Annotated in this window: 17 protein-coding genes; 9 read left to right on the plus strand and 8 right to left on the minus strand. The window is 44.7% G+C overall.

Features of this window, described 5'->3' with window-relative positions; all coding sequences use genetic code 11:
• Nucleotides 1–63: 63 nt before the first annotated feature.
• The 5 genes from GVV58_RS05270 (at nucleotide 64) to GVV58_RS05290 (ending at nucleotide 4,614) form a co-directional block, all read left to right on the plus strand.
• Nucleotides 64–351 carry a DUF493 domain-containing protein gene (locus GVV58_RS05270; RefSeq protein ID WP_005097756.1) on the plus strand — a complete coding sequence of 96 codons (288 nt, stop codon included), beginning with the start codon at nucleotides 64–66 and terminating at the stop codon, nucleotides 349–351.
• 150 nt (nucleotides 352–501) lie between these two features.
• Nucleotides 502–1,161, plus strand: coding sequence for a lipoyl(octanoyl) transferase LipB (lipB, locus tag GVV58_RS05275; RefSeq protein ID WP_005097758.1), 660 nt, complete (start codon nucleotides 502–504; stop codon nucleotides 1,159–1,161).
• A gap of 74 nt (nucleotides 1,162–1,235) precedes the next feature.
• Nucleotides 1,236–1,769, plus strand: coding sequence for a hypothetical protein (locus tag GVV58_RS05280; RefSeq protein WP_005097759.1), 534 nt, complete (start codon nucleotides 1,236–1,238; stop codon nucleotides 1,767–1,769).
• Nucleotide 1,770: 1 nt separating this feature from the next.
• Nucleotides 1,771–2,955 (plus strand): iron-containing alcohol dehydrogenase, encoded by a 1,185-nt coding sequence (locus GVV58_RS05285; protein ID WP_005097761.1) that lies wholly within the window; start codon nucleotides 1,771–1,773, stop codon nucleotides 2,953–2,955.
• 264 nt (nucleotides 2,956–3,219) lie between these two features.
• The gene (locus tag GVV58_RS05290) at nucleotides 3,220–4,614 is read left to right on the plus strand and encodes an APC family permease (protein ID WP_005097762.1); all 1,395 of its coding nucleotides are present in this window, start codon (nucleotides 3,220–3,222) and stop codon (nucleotides 4,612–4,614) included.
• Nucleotides 4,615–4,674: 60 nt separating this feature from the next.
• On the opposite strand, the gene GVV58_RS05295 is transcribed toward GVV58_RS05290, so the two are convergent.
• The 8 genes from GVV58_RS05295 to rplU all read right to left on the minus strand — a co-directional run bounded on the left by GVV58_RS05295 (nucleotide 4,675) and on the right by rplU (nucleotide 11,383).
• The gene (locus GVV58_RS05295) at nucleotides 4,675–5,070 is read right to left on the minus strand and encodes a hypothetical protein (RefSeq protein WP_252721259.1); all 396 of its coding nucleotides are present in this window, start codon (nucleotides 5,068–5,070) and stop codon (nucleotides 4,675–4,677) included.
• A 139-nt stretch (nucleotides 5,071–5,209) separates the two neighbouring features.
• Nucleotides 5,210–5,686 carry a tRNA (cytidine(34)-2'-O)-methyltransferase gene (locus GVV58_RS05300; protein ID WP_159516108.1) on the minus strand — a complete coding sequence of 159 codons (477 nt, stop codon included), beginning with the start codon at nucleotides 5,684–5,686 and terminating at the stop codon, nucleotides 5,210–5,212.
• Nucleotides 5,687–6,101: 415 nt separating this feature from the next.
• Complete coding sequence (gene cysG, locus GVV58_RS05305) at nucleotides 6,102–7,484, minus strand: siroheme synthase CysG (protein ID WP_159516109.1); 1,383 nt, start codon at nucleotides 7,482–7,484, stop codon at nucleotides 6,102–6,104.
• A 73-nt stretch (nucleotides 7,485–7,557) separates the two neighbouring features.
• Nucleotides 7,558–8,829 (minus strand): serine--tRNA ligase, encoded by a 1,272-nt coding sequence (gene serS / locus GVV58_RS05310; protein WP_159516110.1) that lies wholly within the window; start codon nucleotides 8,827–8,829, stop codon nucleotides 7,558–7,560.
• Nucleotides 8,830–8,929: 100 nt separating this feature from the next.
• The gene (locus GVV58_RS05315; RefSeq protein ID WP_159516111.1) at nucleotides 8,930–9,685 is read right to left on the minus strand and encodes a DUF3298 domain-containing protein; all 756 of its coding nucleotides are present in this window, start codon (nucleotides 9,683–9,685) and stop codon (nucleotides 8,930–8,932) included.
• Between the two features lie 169 nt (nucleotides 9,686–9,854).
• Entirely contained in the window at nucleotides 9,855–10,550 is a 696-nt protein-coding gene (gene lolA, locus GVV58_RS05320; protein WP_005097772.1) for an outer membrane lipoprotein chaperone LolA, read from the minus strand.
• A 247-nt stretch (nucleotides 10,551–10,797) separates the two neighbouring features.
• Nucleotides 10,798–11,052, minus strand: a complete 255-nt coding sequence (gene rpmA, locus GVV58_RS05325) for a 50S ribosomal protein L27 (protein WP_005097774.1) — start codon at nucleotides 11,050–11,052, stop codon at nucleotides 10,798–10,800.
• 19 nt (nucleotides 11,053–11,071) lie between these two features.
• Nucleotides 11,072–11,383, minus strand: a complete 312-nt coding sequence (gene rplU / locus GVV58_RS05330) for a 50S ribosomal protein L21 (protein ID WP_005097776.1) — start codon at nucleotides 11,381–11,383, stop codon at nucleotides 11,072–11,074.
• 445 nt (nucleotides 11,384–11,828) lie between these two features.
• On the opposite strand from rplU, the gene sdsA reads away from it, so the two are divergent.
• From sdsA to GVV58_RS05350, 4 genes are all read left to right on the plus strand, one after another.
• Entirely contained in the window at nucleotides 11,829–12,806 is a 978-nt protein-coding gene (gene sdsA, locus GVV58_RS05335; RefSeq protein ID WP_005097778.1) for an All-trans-nonaprenyl-diphosphate synthase, read from the plus strand.
• Nucleotides 12,807–12,821: 15 nt separating this feature from the next.
• Nucleotides 12,822–14,864, plus strand: coding sequence for a site-specific recombinase (locus tag GVV58_RS05340; RefSeq protein WP_034608441.1), 2,043 nt, complete (start codon nucleotides 12,822–12,824; stop codon nucleotides 14,862–14,864).
• Nucleotides 14,865–15,023: 159 nt separating this feature from the next.
• Complete coding sequence (locus GVV58_RS05345; protein WP_005097780.1) at nucleotides 15,024–15,626, plus strand: phosphatase PAP2 family protein; 603 nt, start codon at nucleotides 15,024–15,026, stop codon at nucleotides 15,624–15,626.
• Between the two features lie 35 nt (nucleotides 15,627–15,661).
• Nucleotides 15,662–16,912 carry an efflux RND transporter periplasmic adaptor subunit gene (locus GVV58_RS05350; protein ID WP_159516112.1) on the plus strand — a complete coding sequence of 417 codons (1,251 nt, stop codon included), beginning with the start codon at nucleotides 15,662–15,664 and terminating at the stop codon, nucleotides 16,910–16,912.
• Nucleotides 16,913–16,922 lie beyond the last annotated feature (10 nt).

Here is a 16,922-nt window from a genome sequence, read left to right on the forward strand (position 1 = left end):
TAAGTAGCCAAGACAGACCCAAACGCCTGCATGATTGCAGGCGTTTCAAATAGGGGGACTACCATGTTAGACCGCACACCTTCTCGTGACTTACAGGAACACCTCTGGGTGTTCCCGATGGACTATCCCATCAAACTGATTGGCCTTGCTGGCATTGAACTGCGTCAGGCCGTAAATGATATCTTTGTAAAACATTTTCCTGAGTTTGATGGCAGTGAAATGACCATCACACCGTCGCGTACTGGCAAATATCATTCCATTACCGCACAACTGCGCTTTTTGGAACTGGAGCAGGTACATGCAGTATATGCAGATTTGGCCGCCTGTCCGCTGATTAAAACCGCACTGTAATCAAAAATACAAAAGACACGCTTTCGGGCGTGTTTTTTATGCCTGTACAATGACTGAGCTAGCGCTTAAATATTGTAGGTCTCGCCCCTATTTCATGCCGAAATCATTATAATTATGACCAGTTTTTTATAATTACCAAGGACACTCCCTGTGACTGATGTGCTGCAAAAGCCCGAGCTGATCATTCGTCAATATCACGACCTTACTCCTTATGAAGATCGCTTTCTGGAAATGAAAACATTTACGGAAAACCGTGATGAATATAGTCCGGATCAGCTGTGGATTCTGCAACATCAGGATGTATTGACTCAAGGTCAGGCCGGTAAGCCAGAACATATTCTGATACCGAGCAATATCCCGGTAATTCAAACCGATCGTGGTGGTCAAGTGACCTGGCACGGCCCGGGCCAGCTGGTGGCTTACTTCATGTTTGACCTGAATCGCCTGGGCTGGAATGTGCGTACACTGGTGTCCTATGCTGAAAACCTGATGATCGATCTGCTGAAAAAATACGGCATCGATGCTTATGCCAAACCCGATGCACCGGGGGTCTATGTGGCTGAACGAAAAATTGGGTCACTGGGTTTTAAAATTCGTAAAGGCCGTAGCTATCATGGTCTTTCCTTAAATCTGGATTGTGACCTGAGCGGATTTAATACCATCAACCCTTGTGGTTATGCGGGACTGGAAATGGTTCGCATGAGCGACCTACTGGAACAACCGCCACAATTCAACCAGTTATGTCGTGAAATTATTGAAACTTTGCGCCACAGCGGTTACTTTAATCAAGTCACTGTCGAGCAAAGATAAAGCCTTTGCATTTCACCCCCAAATAAATTAGAGTATTTACTCTAAACCAATAATATTGAGATAGGGATCATCACGTGATTGCAACTAAATCCGTAAAACCCGCTTTGCAGCTTGCCTATGTCAAACTCATGATGGATGTGATTGGCCGCGGTCTGGTCATGGCAAGTCAGGTGGATGAAGAAATCAAACAGGAAGTTGCCCAATTTCCAGTCCATTTCACTCTTTCCATGAAAGTCTTTCCGCATGGCCCAGCCTTTGTGGCGCGGGTCACTGAGGACAAGCAATTGGAACTGGTGAAAAATCTGGAAAAAGCACCTGATCTGACTATTACCTTTAAACATCTGCACCATGCTTTTTTAGTTTTTTCCTTTCAGGAAAGCACCTCTCAAGCCTTTGCCAATGACCGCATGATTGCCGATGGCGATATTTCCAATGCCATTCGTCTGGTGCGTTGTCTAAATAAAATGGAAGCACTGATTTTGCCTAAACTGGTGGCGCAACTGGCTGTCAAAGAATATCCAAGCAATCTCAGCCTCAAAGAAAAACTAAGCGAAGCGAGCAGTATTTATCTAAAAATCGCTCAATCTTATTTAAAACGGAGTGTATAACATGGCTAAACCTTATTATGAATTTTTCTGTCCGGTTAAAGTCATTGCCGGACATGCCGCGTTAGAACATATTCCGTTTGAACTTGCGACTTTAGGTGCAAAACGTCCACTCATCATTACCGACAAAGGTGTACGCGCCAATAATCTTCTGGCACCGATTGAAGCTGCATTTGAAATGGCGGATGCTGCAATTGTAGCCATTTTTGATGATGTACCACCCGATTCTAGCTTGGGTACAGTACGTAGTGCGGCGAAACTGTATCGTGAAAATCACTGTGACGCGATCATTGCTGTAGGCGGTGGTTCAGTCATTGATACGTCCAAGGCCACCAATATTCTGGTGTCTGAAGGGGGTGATGACTTGCTTAAATATTCTGGTGCCCACAACCTGCCTAAGCCACTGAAACCATTTTTTGTGATTCCAACAACTTCAGGGACAGGTTCAGAAGTCACCATGGTGGCTGTCGTCTCAGATACCGAGAAGAACGTTAAAATGCCTTTCGCATCGTATTATCTGATGCCGCATGCTGCGATTTTAGATCCGCGCATGACCCAGACTCTGCCGCCGCATTTAACCGCCATGACCGCAATGGATGCACTGACCCATGCGGTCGAAGCTTATACCTGTATGGCAGCCAATCCAATCTCGGATGCTTATGCCACCGCAGCAGTCAAGAAGATCAGTAGCCATCTATTCAATGTGCTGGATAATCCCAATGATGCGCAAGGCCGTCTGGAACTGGCTCAAGCATCGACCATGGCCGGTATTGCATTTTCTAACTCGATGGTCGGGATTGTGCATTCACTCGGTCATTCACTGGGTGCAGTGGTGCACTTGCCGCATGGTTTATGTATGAACCTGTTCCTGCCGTATGTGCTGGAATACAACAAAGAGGTCAATGGTGACAAGATTGCTGATCTGTTGCTACCTTTGGCAGGTGCCGATATTTATGCGCAAACACCAGCACATTTACGCGCAGACAAAACCATTGCCACTATTCTGACCATGCGAGATCGGATTTATAGTCTGACCAAACTGCCACGTACATTACGTGAAACCGGCAAGATTTCTGAAGCGCAGCTGGATGAAGTGGCAGAGAAAGCCCTGAACGATGGTTCCATCATTTATAACCCGAAAGAAGCCACCCTGGAAGATTTAAAATCTATCTTAAAAAAGGCTTGGTAATTACTGAAAAATAAGCCAATATAGCGAAAATTAAAGCCTGATGTTTTTTTAGACATCAGGCTTTTATCTTGCATAAAGAAATCATTGCGTTAATTTGAATGGCATACTTTATGCACCTCAAAAGTCAAAAAAATAGCTAGCAAAAGCCCTTCTTTTCAAGTAGATTGGCGGGCTTTTATAGAAAACTGTAGGGGGGATCGTTCGTCTCAAACGATCCTTATAAATATGACTGATCCTTGATCAACGATTAAGAGGATAACGCCGTTGACTAATATCTCTGGGACTCAATCGGCAGCTAAACTGCAAAAAACGCTGGGACTCTGGCACATCATTATTATTGGTTTGGCTTATATTCAACCCATGACCTTGTTTGATACATTCGGTCTGGTATCTGAAGAAAGTAACTTCCACGTTCCCACCTCTTACATTTTTGCACTGATTGCAATTTTGTTAACCTCTTTGAGCTATGGTCATATGATTCGTCGCTACCCTTCTTCGGGTTCGGCCTATACCTATGCGCAAAAATCCATTCACCCGAATGTGGGTTTCATGGTGGGGTGGTCATCTTGGCTCGATTATTTATTGTCGCCAATGGTCAACATCATTCTTGCCGTCATTTACCTAGAAGCCCTGTTCCCTGATATCAATCATTGGGTTTGGGTCGTGGTATTGACTGCATTCATGACTGGCATCAATTTACGTGGTGCGCGCTTTGTAGCGAACTTCAACAGTATGATCGTGTTCGTGCAGTTGATTGTCATTGCCGTATTTACCTGGATGGTCTACAGCAAGTTACAGGCTGGCTTTAATGCGGATGGTCCAATCACAGCTGAGCAACGCTATCAGCTCTGGAGTCTGGAACCGTTCTGGAATGAATTAACGTCAGTAGGCGCCCTGATTACTGGTGCGACTTTACTGTGCTTCTCTTTCACTGGTTTTGACTCTTTAAGCTCGCTGGCTGAAGAAACCAAAGATACTGAAAAAACTTTGCCTAAAGCGATTTTCTTGACCGCTTTAATTGCCGGTATTATTTTCATTATCAGCACTTACTTCATGCAGATTTACTTCCCGAACAATCCAGGTTCATATTTCCAGAATATTGCTGAAACTCAGCCGGAAATTTTGATGCTGGTGGGTGGGTCCTTGTTCCAGGCTTATGTACTTGGTTTTGCAATCATTACCGTCATGGCATCTGGGATTTCTGCACATGCAGGTGTATCTCGCTTAATGTACGTCATGGGCCGTGATGGCGTGATCAACAAGAAAATCTTTGGTCATATCAGTCCGAAAAACTACACACCGTCATACAACATTATGATTGTCGGTGCTGTAGCCTTAACAGCTGGCTTCATGGATCTTGATTTTGTGATTTCACTGATCAGTTTCGGTGCATTGACGGCGTTCAGTTTCGTAAACTTGTCTGTCATTTCACGCTATGCTTTACGTGATGGTCGTACCAAAACTGCGAAAGAAATTCTGAACTTTGTAGTGGTACCACTTGCAGGTTTCATTGCAGTATTTGCCTTATGGCTCGAAGTTGATCAAACCTCATTGAAATATGGTCTGATCTGGGCATTTGGCGGTATCTTGTACCTAGGTTATAAAACCAAAGGTTTCAAGCATCCTGCACCTCAGCACAACGAATTTGACGATAAATAATATCGTTCCGGTTCAAATAAAAAAGGCGCTTTAAGCGCCTTTTTTATGTTTTGATTTTACTTAGGATAAACGACAATCAAAACCCATTTGGGTATTGACCCGATTATTTTCATAGCCCAGTTTTTCAATGAACAGACTTCTATTCGACAATAATTTTTGCTCTTCCGGATTTAGTCTGGCTTTATTCTTGACCGCCAGCTGATACATTTCATTGACCACATCCTGAAAAATATCACAAACTTCCTGACGTTTGGTCTGCTTCAATTTACGTCCACGCCAAGTCCATTCAAAACCATCGGAATTCAGACTCTGTCCCCAGTTATCGATCCGCGCATCCAAGCGTTTTTGCATGTCGGCCAATCCTTGCTGTATTTCCGCTTGCGTAATTGGCTGAACTTGTTGCGTTTCCCCCATTACATCACTTGCTTCTTGCGCACCGAGGTGTAAAGCAGTCATTCCAATACAACAGGCCAAGGCAAATTTTAATATCGGCTTCACGCGTATATCCTTCTTATTCCAATCAGTTGTCTCTCTCTATCCTAGCAAATAAAAAAGCCACCTAAAGGCAGCTTTTCAAATTATTGTAAATTTAAGCTTAGAGCGCTTTAAAACCCTGCTGACGCCAGGCTTCATATACAATCACTGCCGTGGCATTCGAAAGGTTTAAACTACGAGAGTTCTTTGCCATCGGTAAACGAATCCAGTGCTGCTGCGGGAACATCATCCGAACATGTTCAGGCAGACCACGCGTTTCCGGCCCCATCAACAATGCCACAGGACGGTTCAAGTCCGAGGTATGTGGCGTTTCAGTCCCTTTGGTGGTCAGTGGATAGACCGCATCCAGAGCAATGCCTTTGCTTGCCAGATCGGCCAGACAATCTTCGATAGTGTCCCAAATCTGCATACGTGCATATTCGTGATAATCCAGACCGGCACGTCTCAGTTTTTTATCATCCAGTTCAAAACCCAGTGGCTTGACCAGATGCAACTGTGCTCCCGTATTAGCACACAGACGAATAATATTGCCTGTATTTGCAGGAATTTCGGGCTCATATAAAACAACGTGGATCACTTATTTCTCACTTTATACATTTCATTCAGATATAGCTTTCAACTTATAGATCAAACAGCAACATCAGTGCTGTTATCTAGATACAGCTTTTTCCTGTATTCGGACCATGAGATTAATCGTCATATCCTTTTATTCAGGTGTAATTTTCGTCTTGCATTCAGACAAAGAGTATCAACTATTGCTATCCTCTTACTCAGGCATAGCCTTCGTCTTGCGGTCAAACCAAGAAACAACTTTTGCTTATCCTCTTACTCAGGCACAGCCTTCGTCTTGCGGTCAAACCAAGAAACAACTTTTGCTTATCCTCTTACTCAGGCACAGCCTTCGTCTTGCGGTCAAACCAAGAAACAACTTTTGCTTATCCTCTTACTCAGGCATAGCCTTCGTCTTGCGCTCGGGCAAAGCAGTGCTTTGCTTATCCTCGCTCATGCCATTGCAGTTGTTCACGCAAGCGAACCACTTCACCAATAATGGTTAAAGTCGGTGCCTGAATTTGATGCTCAGACACTTTGGATGCAATATCTGCAAGCGTTCCTACTACAACTTTCTGTTCAGGCGTCGTACCTTTAGACACCAAGGCCACCGGCATGTCGGCTCGCTGACCATGAGCGATTAATTCTGCACAGATTTTCTCCAGTCCAACCAGCCCCATATAAAGCACTAAGGTCTGGTTTTCATAGACCAACTCACTCCAAGGCAATTCTGGCGAACCTTCTTTTAAGTGCCCGGTCAGGAAACGCACACTTTGCGCATAATCACGATGGGTTAATGGAATACCGGCATAGGCTGAACATCCTGAAGCTGCGGTAATCCCTGGAACCACCTGGAAAGTAATTCCAGCAGCAAATAGCTCTTCAATCTCTTCACCGCCACGCCCGAAGATAAATGGATCACCGCCTTTCAGACGACAAACCCGCTTTCCTTCACTGGCATATTTCACCAACAAGGCATTAATTCCATCTTGCGGAACCGCATGATTGGAACGTGCCTTACCCACATAGATCTTTTCCGCATCACGACGGCACAGCTCCATAATTGGCGCTGAAACTAGTCGGTCGTAAATCACCACATCGGCTTGCTGCATCAAACGTAAGGCTTTTAAGGTCAACAATTCTGGATCACCCGGACCCGCACCGACCAAGTAGACTTCACCTTTTGGCTTTTGCCATTCTTGTAATGCTTGCTCGATCAGGCGATCTGCTTCAGCCATATTGTCATTAAACACCTGTTCTTTCAGCGGACTGGCGTACAGATCTTCCCAGAAAATACGGCGCTGATCCGGATTGACAATTTTTGCTTTAACGCGACTGCGCCATTTGCCTGAGAACTCAGCCAGCTTGCCCATGCCATGTGGAATCGTCGCTTCCAGTTGAGTCCGAATCTGGCGTGACAACACCGGCGACGTGCCATTCGATGCCACCGAAATCACCAGCGGTGAGCGGTCAATAATCGCAGGCACCATAAAACGGCAATGTGGCGGATCATCAACACTGTTGACCAGTACATTTTCAGCTTCGCACAGCTCGAAAACCTGACGATTCACATCAGCATCATCTGTTGCTGCAATCACTAAACGATAATGACGTAAAGGAATCTGTGTACTGAATGGTGCCTGATCATATTGCCCTTGAGACTGCTGAACAATCCCAAGTAAATTGGCATCAATTTCAGGTGCAATGACATGAATCACTGCTCCGGCTTTTGCTAATAATACCGCTTTACGGTAGGCAATATGTCCACCACCGACAATCAGACAAGGTTGCTGTTGCAACTTTAACGAGATTGGAAAGATATCCACGAACTACCTCAAAATTTTAAATCTGACTGTCTATGCAATTTTCATGCACATTTAGGGATGCTGAGATCGACAATTAGTCGATATAAGCCGCACCACCCATATATGGACGTAATACTTCAGGAATCTCAATCGAGCCATCAGCGCGTTGATAGTTTTCCATCACAGCAAGTAAAGTACGACCCACTGCCAGACCTGAACCATTCAAGGTATGTACAAATTCAGTTTTTTTCTGGTCGGCACGGTAACGCGCTTTCATACGACGCGCCTGGAAGTCACCCATGTTTGAACATGAAGAGATTTCACGATAAGTATTCTGGCTTGGCACCCAAACTTCAAGATCATAAGTCTTGGTCGCGCCAAAGCCCATATCACCGCCACAAAGGATGATCTTACGGTATGGCAGACCTAATGCTTGCAAGATACCTTCAGCATGGCCGGTTAAATCTTCCAGTGCCTGCATAGACGTTTCAGGTTTAACAATCTGAACCATTTCCACTTTGTCGAACTGGTGCTGACGAATCAGGCCACGGGTATCACGGCCATAAGACCCTGCTTCACTACGGAAACATGGGGTATGTGCTGCATATTTTAATGGCAGACGATCTGCATCAATGATTTCATCACGCACGAAGTTAGTCACTGGCACTTCAGCAGTTGGAATTAAATAGAATTCTTTTTCGCCTTGAAGTTTAAACAGATCTTCTTCAAATTTAGGCAATTGGCCTGTACCACGTAATGAATCCGCATTCACCAAATACGGTACATAGGCTTCGGTATAACCATTCTGATCTGTATGCGTATTCAGCATGAACTGTGTCAATGCACGTTGTAAACGCGCCAATGGGCCTTTCAAAACACTGAAACGAGAACCGGTCAATTTGGTTGCGGTTTCAAATTCCAGACCGCCCATCATTTCACCGAGGTCAGTATGGTCTTTGATCTCAAAATCGAATTCACGTGGTGTACCCCATTTCAGGATTTCCACGTTATCGCTTTCGTCTTTGCCTTCAGGCACAGCTTCATCTGGCAAGTTTGGAATAGACAGTAATTTTTCTTCAAGCTCCGCTTGCAGTTCAGCCAATGCTGCTTCAGCCGCTTTGATTTCATCACCAATCGCAGACATGCGTGTCATGATTTCAGAGGCATCACCGCCTGCTTTTTTAATTTGACCGACTTGTTTTGCACCGGCATTACGTTCAGCTTGCAGTGTTTCTGTCTTGGACTGAATTTCTTTACGGCGCGCTTCTAGGGAGGCCCACTCTTCAACATTGAGTTGAACACCACGTTTTGCCAAGGCCAAATTTACAGCCTCAATATTGTTTCTGAGTAATTTCGGGTCGATCATAATCAATCTTTGCAGAAGAAAAAAACTGGCTATAGTGTAAGCTCTTAACGTCAAAAAATACAGTGACTACGACCACAGCTGTGCCTTATTAGCACAATATTTAGGAAGTCTTGGACTGTAAAATGGCTAAATATTCAGGCCAAATCACTTCACCCAAATCTGCATAGGACACTTTTAATTCAGGCGTTCCTGCTGCTTTAGAAGTTAATTCACCTGCCGGGTACACCAACACCAGACCCGACCTGTCAAAATAATAGTTATCACTCAGTTTTAACTGCTGTGCTTGTATCCCCTGTGTGCGTAGCCATCGAGTATTGGTTCGATATATCACATTGAGTAGTTTCTGCTCACCGCCCTTTAACATCAATTGATGCAAAGCCAGACGCTTTTTCTGTTTCAGATCAAAATTGATATATTCCACATGTTCACTTGATGCAGTTTGATTCTTCACCAGATTGGAACTTATTAAGGCAAAAGTCGCCAGATGATCACGCTGAGCGATAAATACTACCTTGATAAAACGCTGATCCAGATAATAGGGCTCATCGGCTTTTTTAGGATTTTTCTGAGTCACTTTGGTGAATGCAACCGGCTCGGTATCCCGAATACGCGCTATAAAATATTGATCAATCCAGTCGAGATTGGTATCCACCGTATGAAGCTCAAAGCGTACACAGCCTTCTATTTCACACACCACTTTGGCCACTCCTTTGACGGGAATACTCTTGGTTTCAATCTGCACCCACGGATCTGTTTGGGTAACAACTGAATTAGATGGCGGCTGACAGCCCAACATATATACAGTGATTAATAAGACAGCATAAATTTCAGCAGTTTTAAACAGATTGATCTTCATCCTGAGCTCCCAAAATTTTGCAATTTCATTGACTTGACTTTTATTTATTTTAAGATGCTCTTGTGTCTAGATATAGCTGAACCTTGTAGCCTGCTCAAAGCAATCCTGATAATCGGCAATAAAAAAGCAACCAGAATCGGTTGCTCTTTGATTTACTTGATACTTCTGATTATTGATCAATAATGTCCGTACCTTTTGGCGGGGTAAAGTTAAAGGTAGAAGCCGGAATACTGTTATTCACTTTCACATTACTAAACTTAATATTTGTAGTTTGGCCAAGTGAATCCTGCAAGATCATCAGGCTCGGTGCTTTATTGGCGCCAAAGCTAATGGTCAGGCTCTCAAAAACACCATCGGTATTTTTAGGATACAGCGTGTAATAGGTTTTACCCTTATTTGGCTGAGTGACCCGGTAAGACTGCATAATCTGACTGGTATTTCCTGACAGAAGCAAAGCCGGTGTATTGGCAACTTGCTCATCCAGGTTTTGACGAACCGCTTGCTGCAAATCCGGATCATAAATCCATACTGTTTTACCAGTCGTTGTAATGGTTTGCTTCGATGGTGCTGTCGTTTCCCAATAGAATTTACCCGGACGCTCGACTTTCATCACCCCTTGAAAGGTCTGATTCATATGTTGTGCGCTCAAGCCTTTTTTCTGGGTTGCTCTCGGATTGGTCACCTTGGTGCTTTGCTCAAAATTTGCCGTCATGCTACGCACATAATTCAGCTGCTTCACCAGACTGGCAGTTGCCTGTTGCTCCGACGCTGCCACAGGTGCAGCAAACACGGTTGTACTCATCACCGGTGCTAAAGTCACTGCACCCAGAGCCATAGCACAGACGGTTTTACGAAGCATATTCATAATTTCACCTTTATATTTTGTGTCATCGCAATTTATTTGATGTCTCATCTTAAACGAAAATTAAAAGCTAAAATGATAGAAAATAAGAACTTTTGTATGGTTATTAATTCGAAATCTATTTTTTTGTTCATCATGATGAAGATTTCAGCCGTTTTTTTACATAAGCTGGATCAGGCGTTCATTACAGCCGATTTTCAGGCATAAAAAAGCCCACAGAAACTGTGGGCTTTTTTTCTATCTCAGCGAATTACGCTTCAACAGATACGTAGCGACGACCGAATTGGCCTTTCACTTCGAATTTGATTACGCCGTCAGCAGTCGCAAACAAAGTATGGTCACGGCCCATACCTACGTTTTGACCAGCGTGGAATTCAGTACCACGTTGACGAACGATAATGTTACCAGCAGTCACAGATTGACCGCCGTACATTTTAACACCTAACATTTTAGGATTCGAATCACGACCGTTTTTAGTCGAACCACCGGCTTTTTTAGTTGCCATGTCTATTTACTCCTCGTAATTAGCCTGAAATAGCTGTAATTTTCAACTCAGTGAACCATTGACGGTGACCTTGTTGTTTACGGTAGTGTTTACGACGACGCATTTTGATAATGCGGATTTTGTCGTGACGACCATGGCTAACTACTTCAGCAGTTACAGTAGCGCCAGCAACAACTGGAGCACCGATTTGAATGCTTTCACCGTTTACAAGCATCAATACGTCATCAAACGTAATAGTTGAGCCAGTTTCAGCTTTCAGTAATTCTACTTTAAGGGTTTCACCCTCGATTACACGGTGTTGTTTACCACCGCTTTGGATTACTGCGTACATAATGTACTCCAAACAAGCCCGTGTCGTCGTGCCGATAAAGGAAGATATCGATCTTAAGACGTACGCCACTGGGGGATATCTAAGGGCGAGGATTTTAAGGGATATTCAAAAAAACAACAAGCCATTTTACTGAAATAATAATGGCGAGTATGTGCTAATTATTTAACACTTAAATAATTTCTATCAAATCAGACACTCAAGATATATTCAGCAACAAAATAATACAGCAGAAATTCGGCCAGTTTGATTAATATACTCAGCCTGATGAAGAGGGCGACATCGCTGACCTTTCCTAATTTTTTGTAGCGCAGAATATAGATCGAATCTGAATAAGATCTATAAAAAGCTGATTTTTAGTGGAGTTTATGCATTTCTTAGGTTTCACTCATGTTATAAATTGTTAAACTACGACCTGCGATTTACCAGACTAGAGGTTTTCTTTCACATGACCATCGACTTTAAGCAAGACATTCTCGCTCCTGTTGCTAACGACTTTGCTGCGATGGACACATTCATTAATGAAGGAATTACTTCAAAAGTTGCACTGGTGATGGCCGTCAGCAAACATGTGGTCGAAGCGGGTGGCAAACGCATGCGCCCGATTATGTGTCTTCTGGCTGCCAAGGCTTGTGGTGCTGAAGATTTAGAACCGCATCGCAAGCTGGCCGCGATTATTGAAATGCTGCATACGGCGACGCTGGTGCATGATGATGTGGTCGATGAATCTGGCCTGCGTCGTGGCCGTCCGACTGCCAATGCGACATGGAATAACCAGACTGCTGTTCTGGTCGGTGACTTCCTGATTTCACGTGCATTTGATCTGCTGGTCGATTTAAACAATATGGTCTTGCTGAAAGATTTCTCGACCGGCACCTGTGAAATTGCTGAAGGTGAAGTGCTGCAATTGCAATCCCAGCACCAGCCAGAAACCAGTGAAGCGACTTATTTAAATATTATTCATGGTAAAACGTCGCGCCTGTTTGAACTGGCGACAGAAGGCGCAGCGATTCTGTCGGGTAAAGATGAATTCCGTGAGCCTTTAAAAACTTTCGCCGGTCATTTCGGCAATGCCTTCCAGATTATTGATGACATTCTAGATTACACCTCCGATGCAGAAACCCTCGGCAAAAATATTGGTGATGACCTGATGGAAGGCAAACCTACCCTGCCATTGATTGCTGCGCTAAAAAATACCTCCGGTGAGCAGCATGAAATTATTCGTCGCAGTATTGCCACTGGCGGTACAGAACATCTCGATCAAGTCATTCAAATTGTCAATGCATCTGGGGCACTGGACTATTGCCGTCAACGTGCGACTGAAGAAACGGAAACCGCCATTCATGCCCTGCAGGCATTACCTGACTCTGAGTATCGTCAAGCTCTGATTAATCTGGCCAAACTGGCCCTACACCGAATTCAGTAATCTTTAAACTCGCCTATGCATATTAATTTTCTTGATCTTTTCCAAAACATGCAGCATCAGCTTGAGCAACCTCAGGCGGTGCTGGATGAAAATCTTCTCATTGAACTGATTGAAAGAATCAGACCGGAAGACAGCAGAAATACCGAAGAAATCGAAGCAAAGTTCAATGCATTTATCCAGGCTTTATTATTGACGCCGAATGCAGTTTCAGCATTACAGACATTTACCCTGCGGATCATTAACCGTTATAAACAGACCAGTCTGTTTTCCGATACCGGTATTTTGTCTCTGGATGGTTTCTGGAATCAGCTCAATCAGCGTATTGGCGCGCATATCCTGCCAGTTATTCCGGATCATCAGCAATTACAAGAATTATTTCGCAAGGTTTTTTATCAGCCGACCGATAAATACTGGCTCGACTATTTTGATGAAGATGACTGGCAACGCTTATTTTCAGTTCTCAATCAGGGTCACTCCAATCAGCCTGAAAAGACCCGCATTAAAGATCAACTGATCAAGGCACTGACCATTTTGTCGTATCGGATCAGTGGTATTGGTCTGCATCCTGAATTTATTAATGCACAGCCGGAACTGATGGAATATGAATCTCCTTTTCTGGTGCAGAACCGTGAGATTAACGAATTTATTCAGGAATACAAAAAACGCTATAACACGGTCACGCTGGTCGATTCGATCACCCCGCCAGATGCTTCGCAAGCGCTGGTCATGCTGGAACAGTGCCATGATGTCGTGGCAAAAATTCGCCGCTCTACCAAACGGATTGGGGTCAGTGTGAGTCTGACCTATATGCTGGCACTGCTGGAGCAGTGTCTGGAGCGGGTTGAAATCCTGCTCAACATGGTCATGGACGAGGATGACCTACGCTACCAGTCCATCGGCCTGTTTATTGCAGATATCACTGAAGCGATTTATAGCGAACGCAGTGTACGTGCCCTGCTGGCGACCAACAGTGAACTCCTGGCCTTGCAGGTGACTGAGAATGCCAGTAAAACTGGCGAACACTATGTCAGTACCGACAAAAAAGGCTTTCTGGCCATGTACAAATCGGCCGCCGGTGCAGGTGCAATCATCGCGACGATGGCCACCCTGAAAATCCTGATGACACGCCTGAGCATGGCGCCTCTCATGCAGGCCTTTAGCTATAGCATGAATTATTCGCTGGGTTTTATGCTGATTCATGTGCTGCATTTTACCGTGGCGACCAAACAGCCAGCGATGACAGCCGCTGCACTGGCGGCCACAGTCCAGCAACGCAAAGGCTCAAAAATGGCGCAAATTGCCGAGCTGGCTGCGCTGATTGTGAATATTATCCGTACCCAGTTTGTGGCAATTCTGGGCAATATTTCGATTGCCATTCCGGTGGCGGCATTGATTACCTTAATGTGGGACGTTGCTCTGCATGAACCCTTAATGAATCATGCCAAGGCAACCAAAACCTTACATGACCTGAACCCCTTTACCTCTTTGGCGATCCCGCATGCTGCGATTGCCGGGGTATGTCTGTTCCTGTCCGGGTTATTGGCCGGTTATTTTGACAACATGGCCGTCTACCGCAAAGTAGGCCCCCGCCTGAAAGCCCATATACGTTTATCGCAATTGATGGGACAGGAACGGCTGTACCGGTTTGCAGATTATATTGAACGTAATCTGGGAGCGCTGGCAGGTAATTTCATGTTTGGCATCATGCTCGGCAGTATGGGCACCATTGGTTTTATTCTGGGGTTGCCGCTCGATATCCGTCATATTGCCTTTGCCTCGGCCAACTTTATTCAGGGCCTGATCAATATTAATGGCCCGGATATTGGCTTGATTGTGGTGTCTTTCCTCGGTGTGTTGTTGATTGGCCTGACCAACTTATTTGTCAGTTTCAGTTTGACCATTATTGTGGCCTTACGTGCACGACGGGTACGTTTTGAACAGTGGAAACCGTTGGCAAAACTGGTCATGACTCACTTCCTGACCCGGCCAAGTGATTTCTTCTGGCCACCCAAGCAAAGCATTGAAATTGACGAAAATCATACATCGACAAAATCTTAAAACTGCGACAATTACAGTATATTTAGCAACAAATTCCTTACTAAAAAAATGGAATTCGCATAAAATACGCACACTTGAAAAAAAGTGTACTGACAAGTACACTTCTACTCCAGACAATTAACCGATCTGCGAACGGTTAAAGGGACAAGGATTTTTGGCATGCATTACTTGTTACTTTTTGTCGGTATTTTATTTTTAATTTTCAGTGTGTTCATCCTGAATATCCCTGCTTTAAGCAAGCTTGATTTGCACGCAGTGGAGTGGATGAGTCTGTATCGCACCGAGTTTTGGAATCGAATTACTCTGTCCTTATCAGTGATAGGTGGCATGCCATTTGTATTATTTTTATCCACACTATGGTGTATTGCCTTGCTGTGGTATAAAAAGCATACAAGCGTAATTTTTATATGTATCGGAATTATCGGAGGAATACTCCTAGCTTGGCTGTTAAAGTTTGCAATTGCCCGACCCCGACCACCAGAGTCCTTGCATCTGGTTGAAAGTTTTGGAAGTTCCTTTCCAAGTGCGCATAGTCTGTATGCGGCATGTCTGGCTTGTCTGGCAATTTACATGTATCGGCAACATTCTCGCTTTACCATCATCATGATCGGTGCAGGCTTATGGATGCTGATGATGGGGATTTCAAGAGTTTATCTAGGCGTACATTTTCCTTCAGATGTCATATCCGGCTGGAGTATCAGTTTTATTTGGATTTCGTTGTGGTATATGGTCTGGATCAGATATTGCGCGGCGCACAAATAAGAAAATTTAGATAAAGATCTAATAGAGGTGAAACAATGATGTCTGCAAAGCTTTGGGCACCTGCCCTGACTGCTTGCGCATTAGCAACAAGTCTTGCACTTGTTGGTTGTAGCAAAGATCCAAAAGAGGGCCAGCAAGCTGGTGCTCAACAACAGATGCCACCGACTGAAGTCGGTGTTCTTGTTGCACAACCACAAAGTGTAGAGCAGTCTGTAGAGCTCTCGGGTCGTACAACAGCATTTGAAATTTCAGAAGTACGTCCGCAAGCCAGTGGTGTGGTGCTTAAACGCTTGTTCACTGAAGGCAGTTATGTGCGTGAAGGTCAGGCTCTGTACGAAATCGATTCAAGCACCAACCGTGCGACCGTGGATAATGCTCGTGCAGCAATTGCCCGTGCTGAAGCCAATCTGGGTGTATTACGTGTGAAGGAAGGCCGTTACCGCCAGCTGGTTGGAACCAATGCCATTTCTAAACAAGAATATGATGACATCGTGGCACAGGTCAAACTGGCTGAAGCCGATCTGAATGCCAACCGTGCCACCTTGCGTAATGCCGAAATTAACTTGGGCTATTCGACTGTACGTGCACCGATCTCGGGCCAGACCAACCGTTCGTCTGTCACTGCGGGTGCATTAGTGACGGCGAATCAACCAGAGCCATTGGTTACCATTCAGCGTTTAGATCCGATTTATGTGGATATCAACCAGTCCAGTGCTGAGCTTTTACGTTTACGTCAGCAGCTCAACAAAGGCGACTTGAATAGCTCAAACAACACTAAAGTGAAGTTAAAGCTTGAAGATGGCAGCATCTATCCGATTGAAGGCCGTCTTGCATTTTCGGATGCCAGCGTAAATCCAGAAACAGGTACGGTGACTTTACGTGCGGTATTCCCGAACAAAAACCATTTACTCCTGCCAGGTATGTTTGCGACTGCGCAAATCGTACAGGGTGAAGTGCCCAATGCCTTCCTGATCCCACAAGCGGCGTTGACCCGTACTCCAACAGGTCAGGCAATGGCGATGCTGGTCGGTGCTGATGGTAAAGTAGCACCACGTCCAGTCACGACCACCGGCTCTCAAGGCAACAACTGGATTGTGACTGAAGGTCTGAATCCAGGTGATAAAGTGATTGTGGATGGGATTGCAAAAGTGAAACCTGAACAGCAAGTTGTAGCTAAACCTTATCAACCTCAAGGTGCTGCACCGCAACAGCCTGCAGCAAGCGAGAAAAAGGCAGATGATGCAAAGAAAGAACAACCTGAACAAAAACCTGCTGCAAATGCATAAGGAGTAATGG

This window comes from Acinetobacter sp. 18QD2AZ41W, assembly GCF_009829025.1.
GTDB classification, from domain to species: domain Bacteria; phylum Pseudomonadota; class Gammaproteobacteria; order Pseudomonadales; family Moraxellaceae; genus Acinetobacter; species Acinetobacter pseudolwoffii.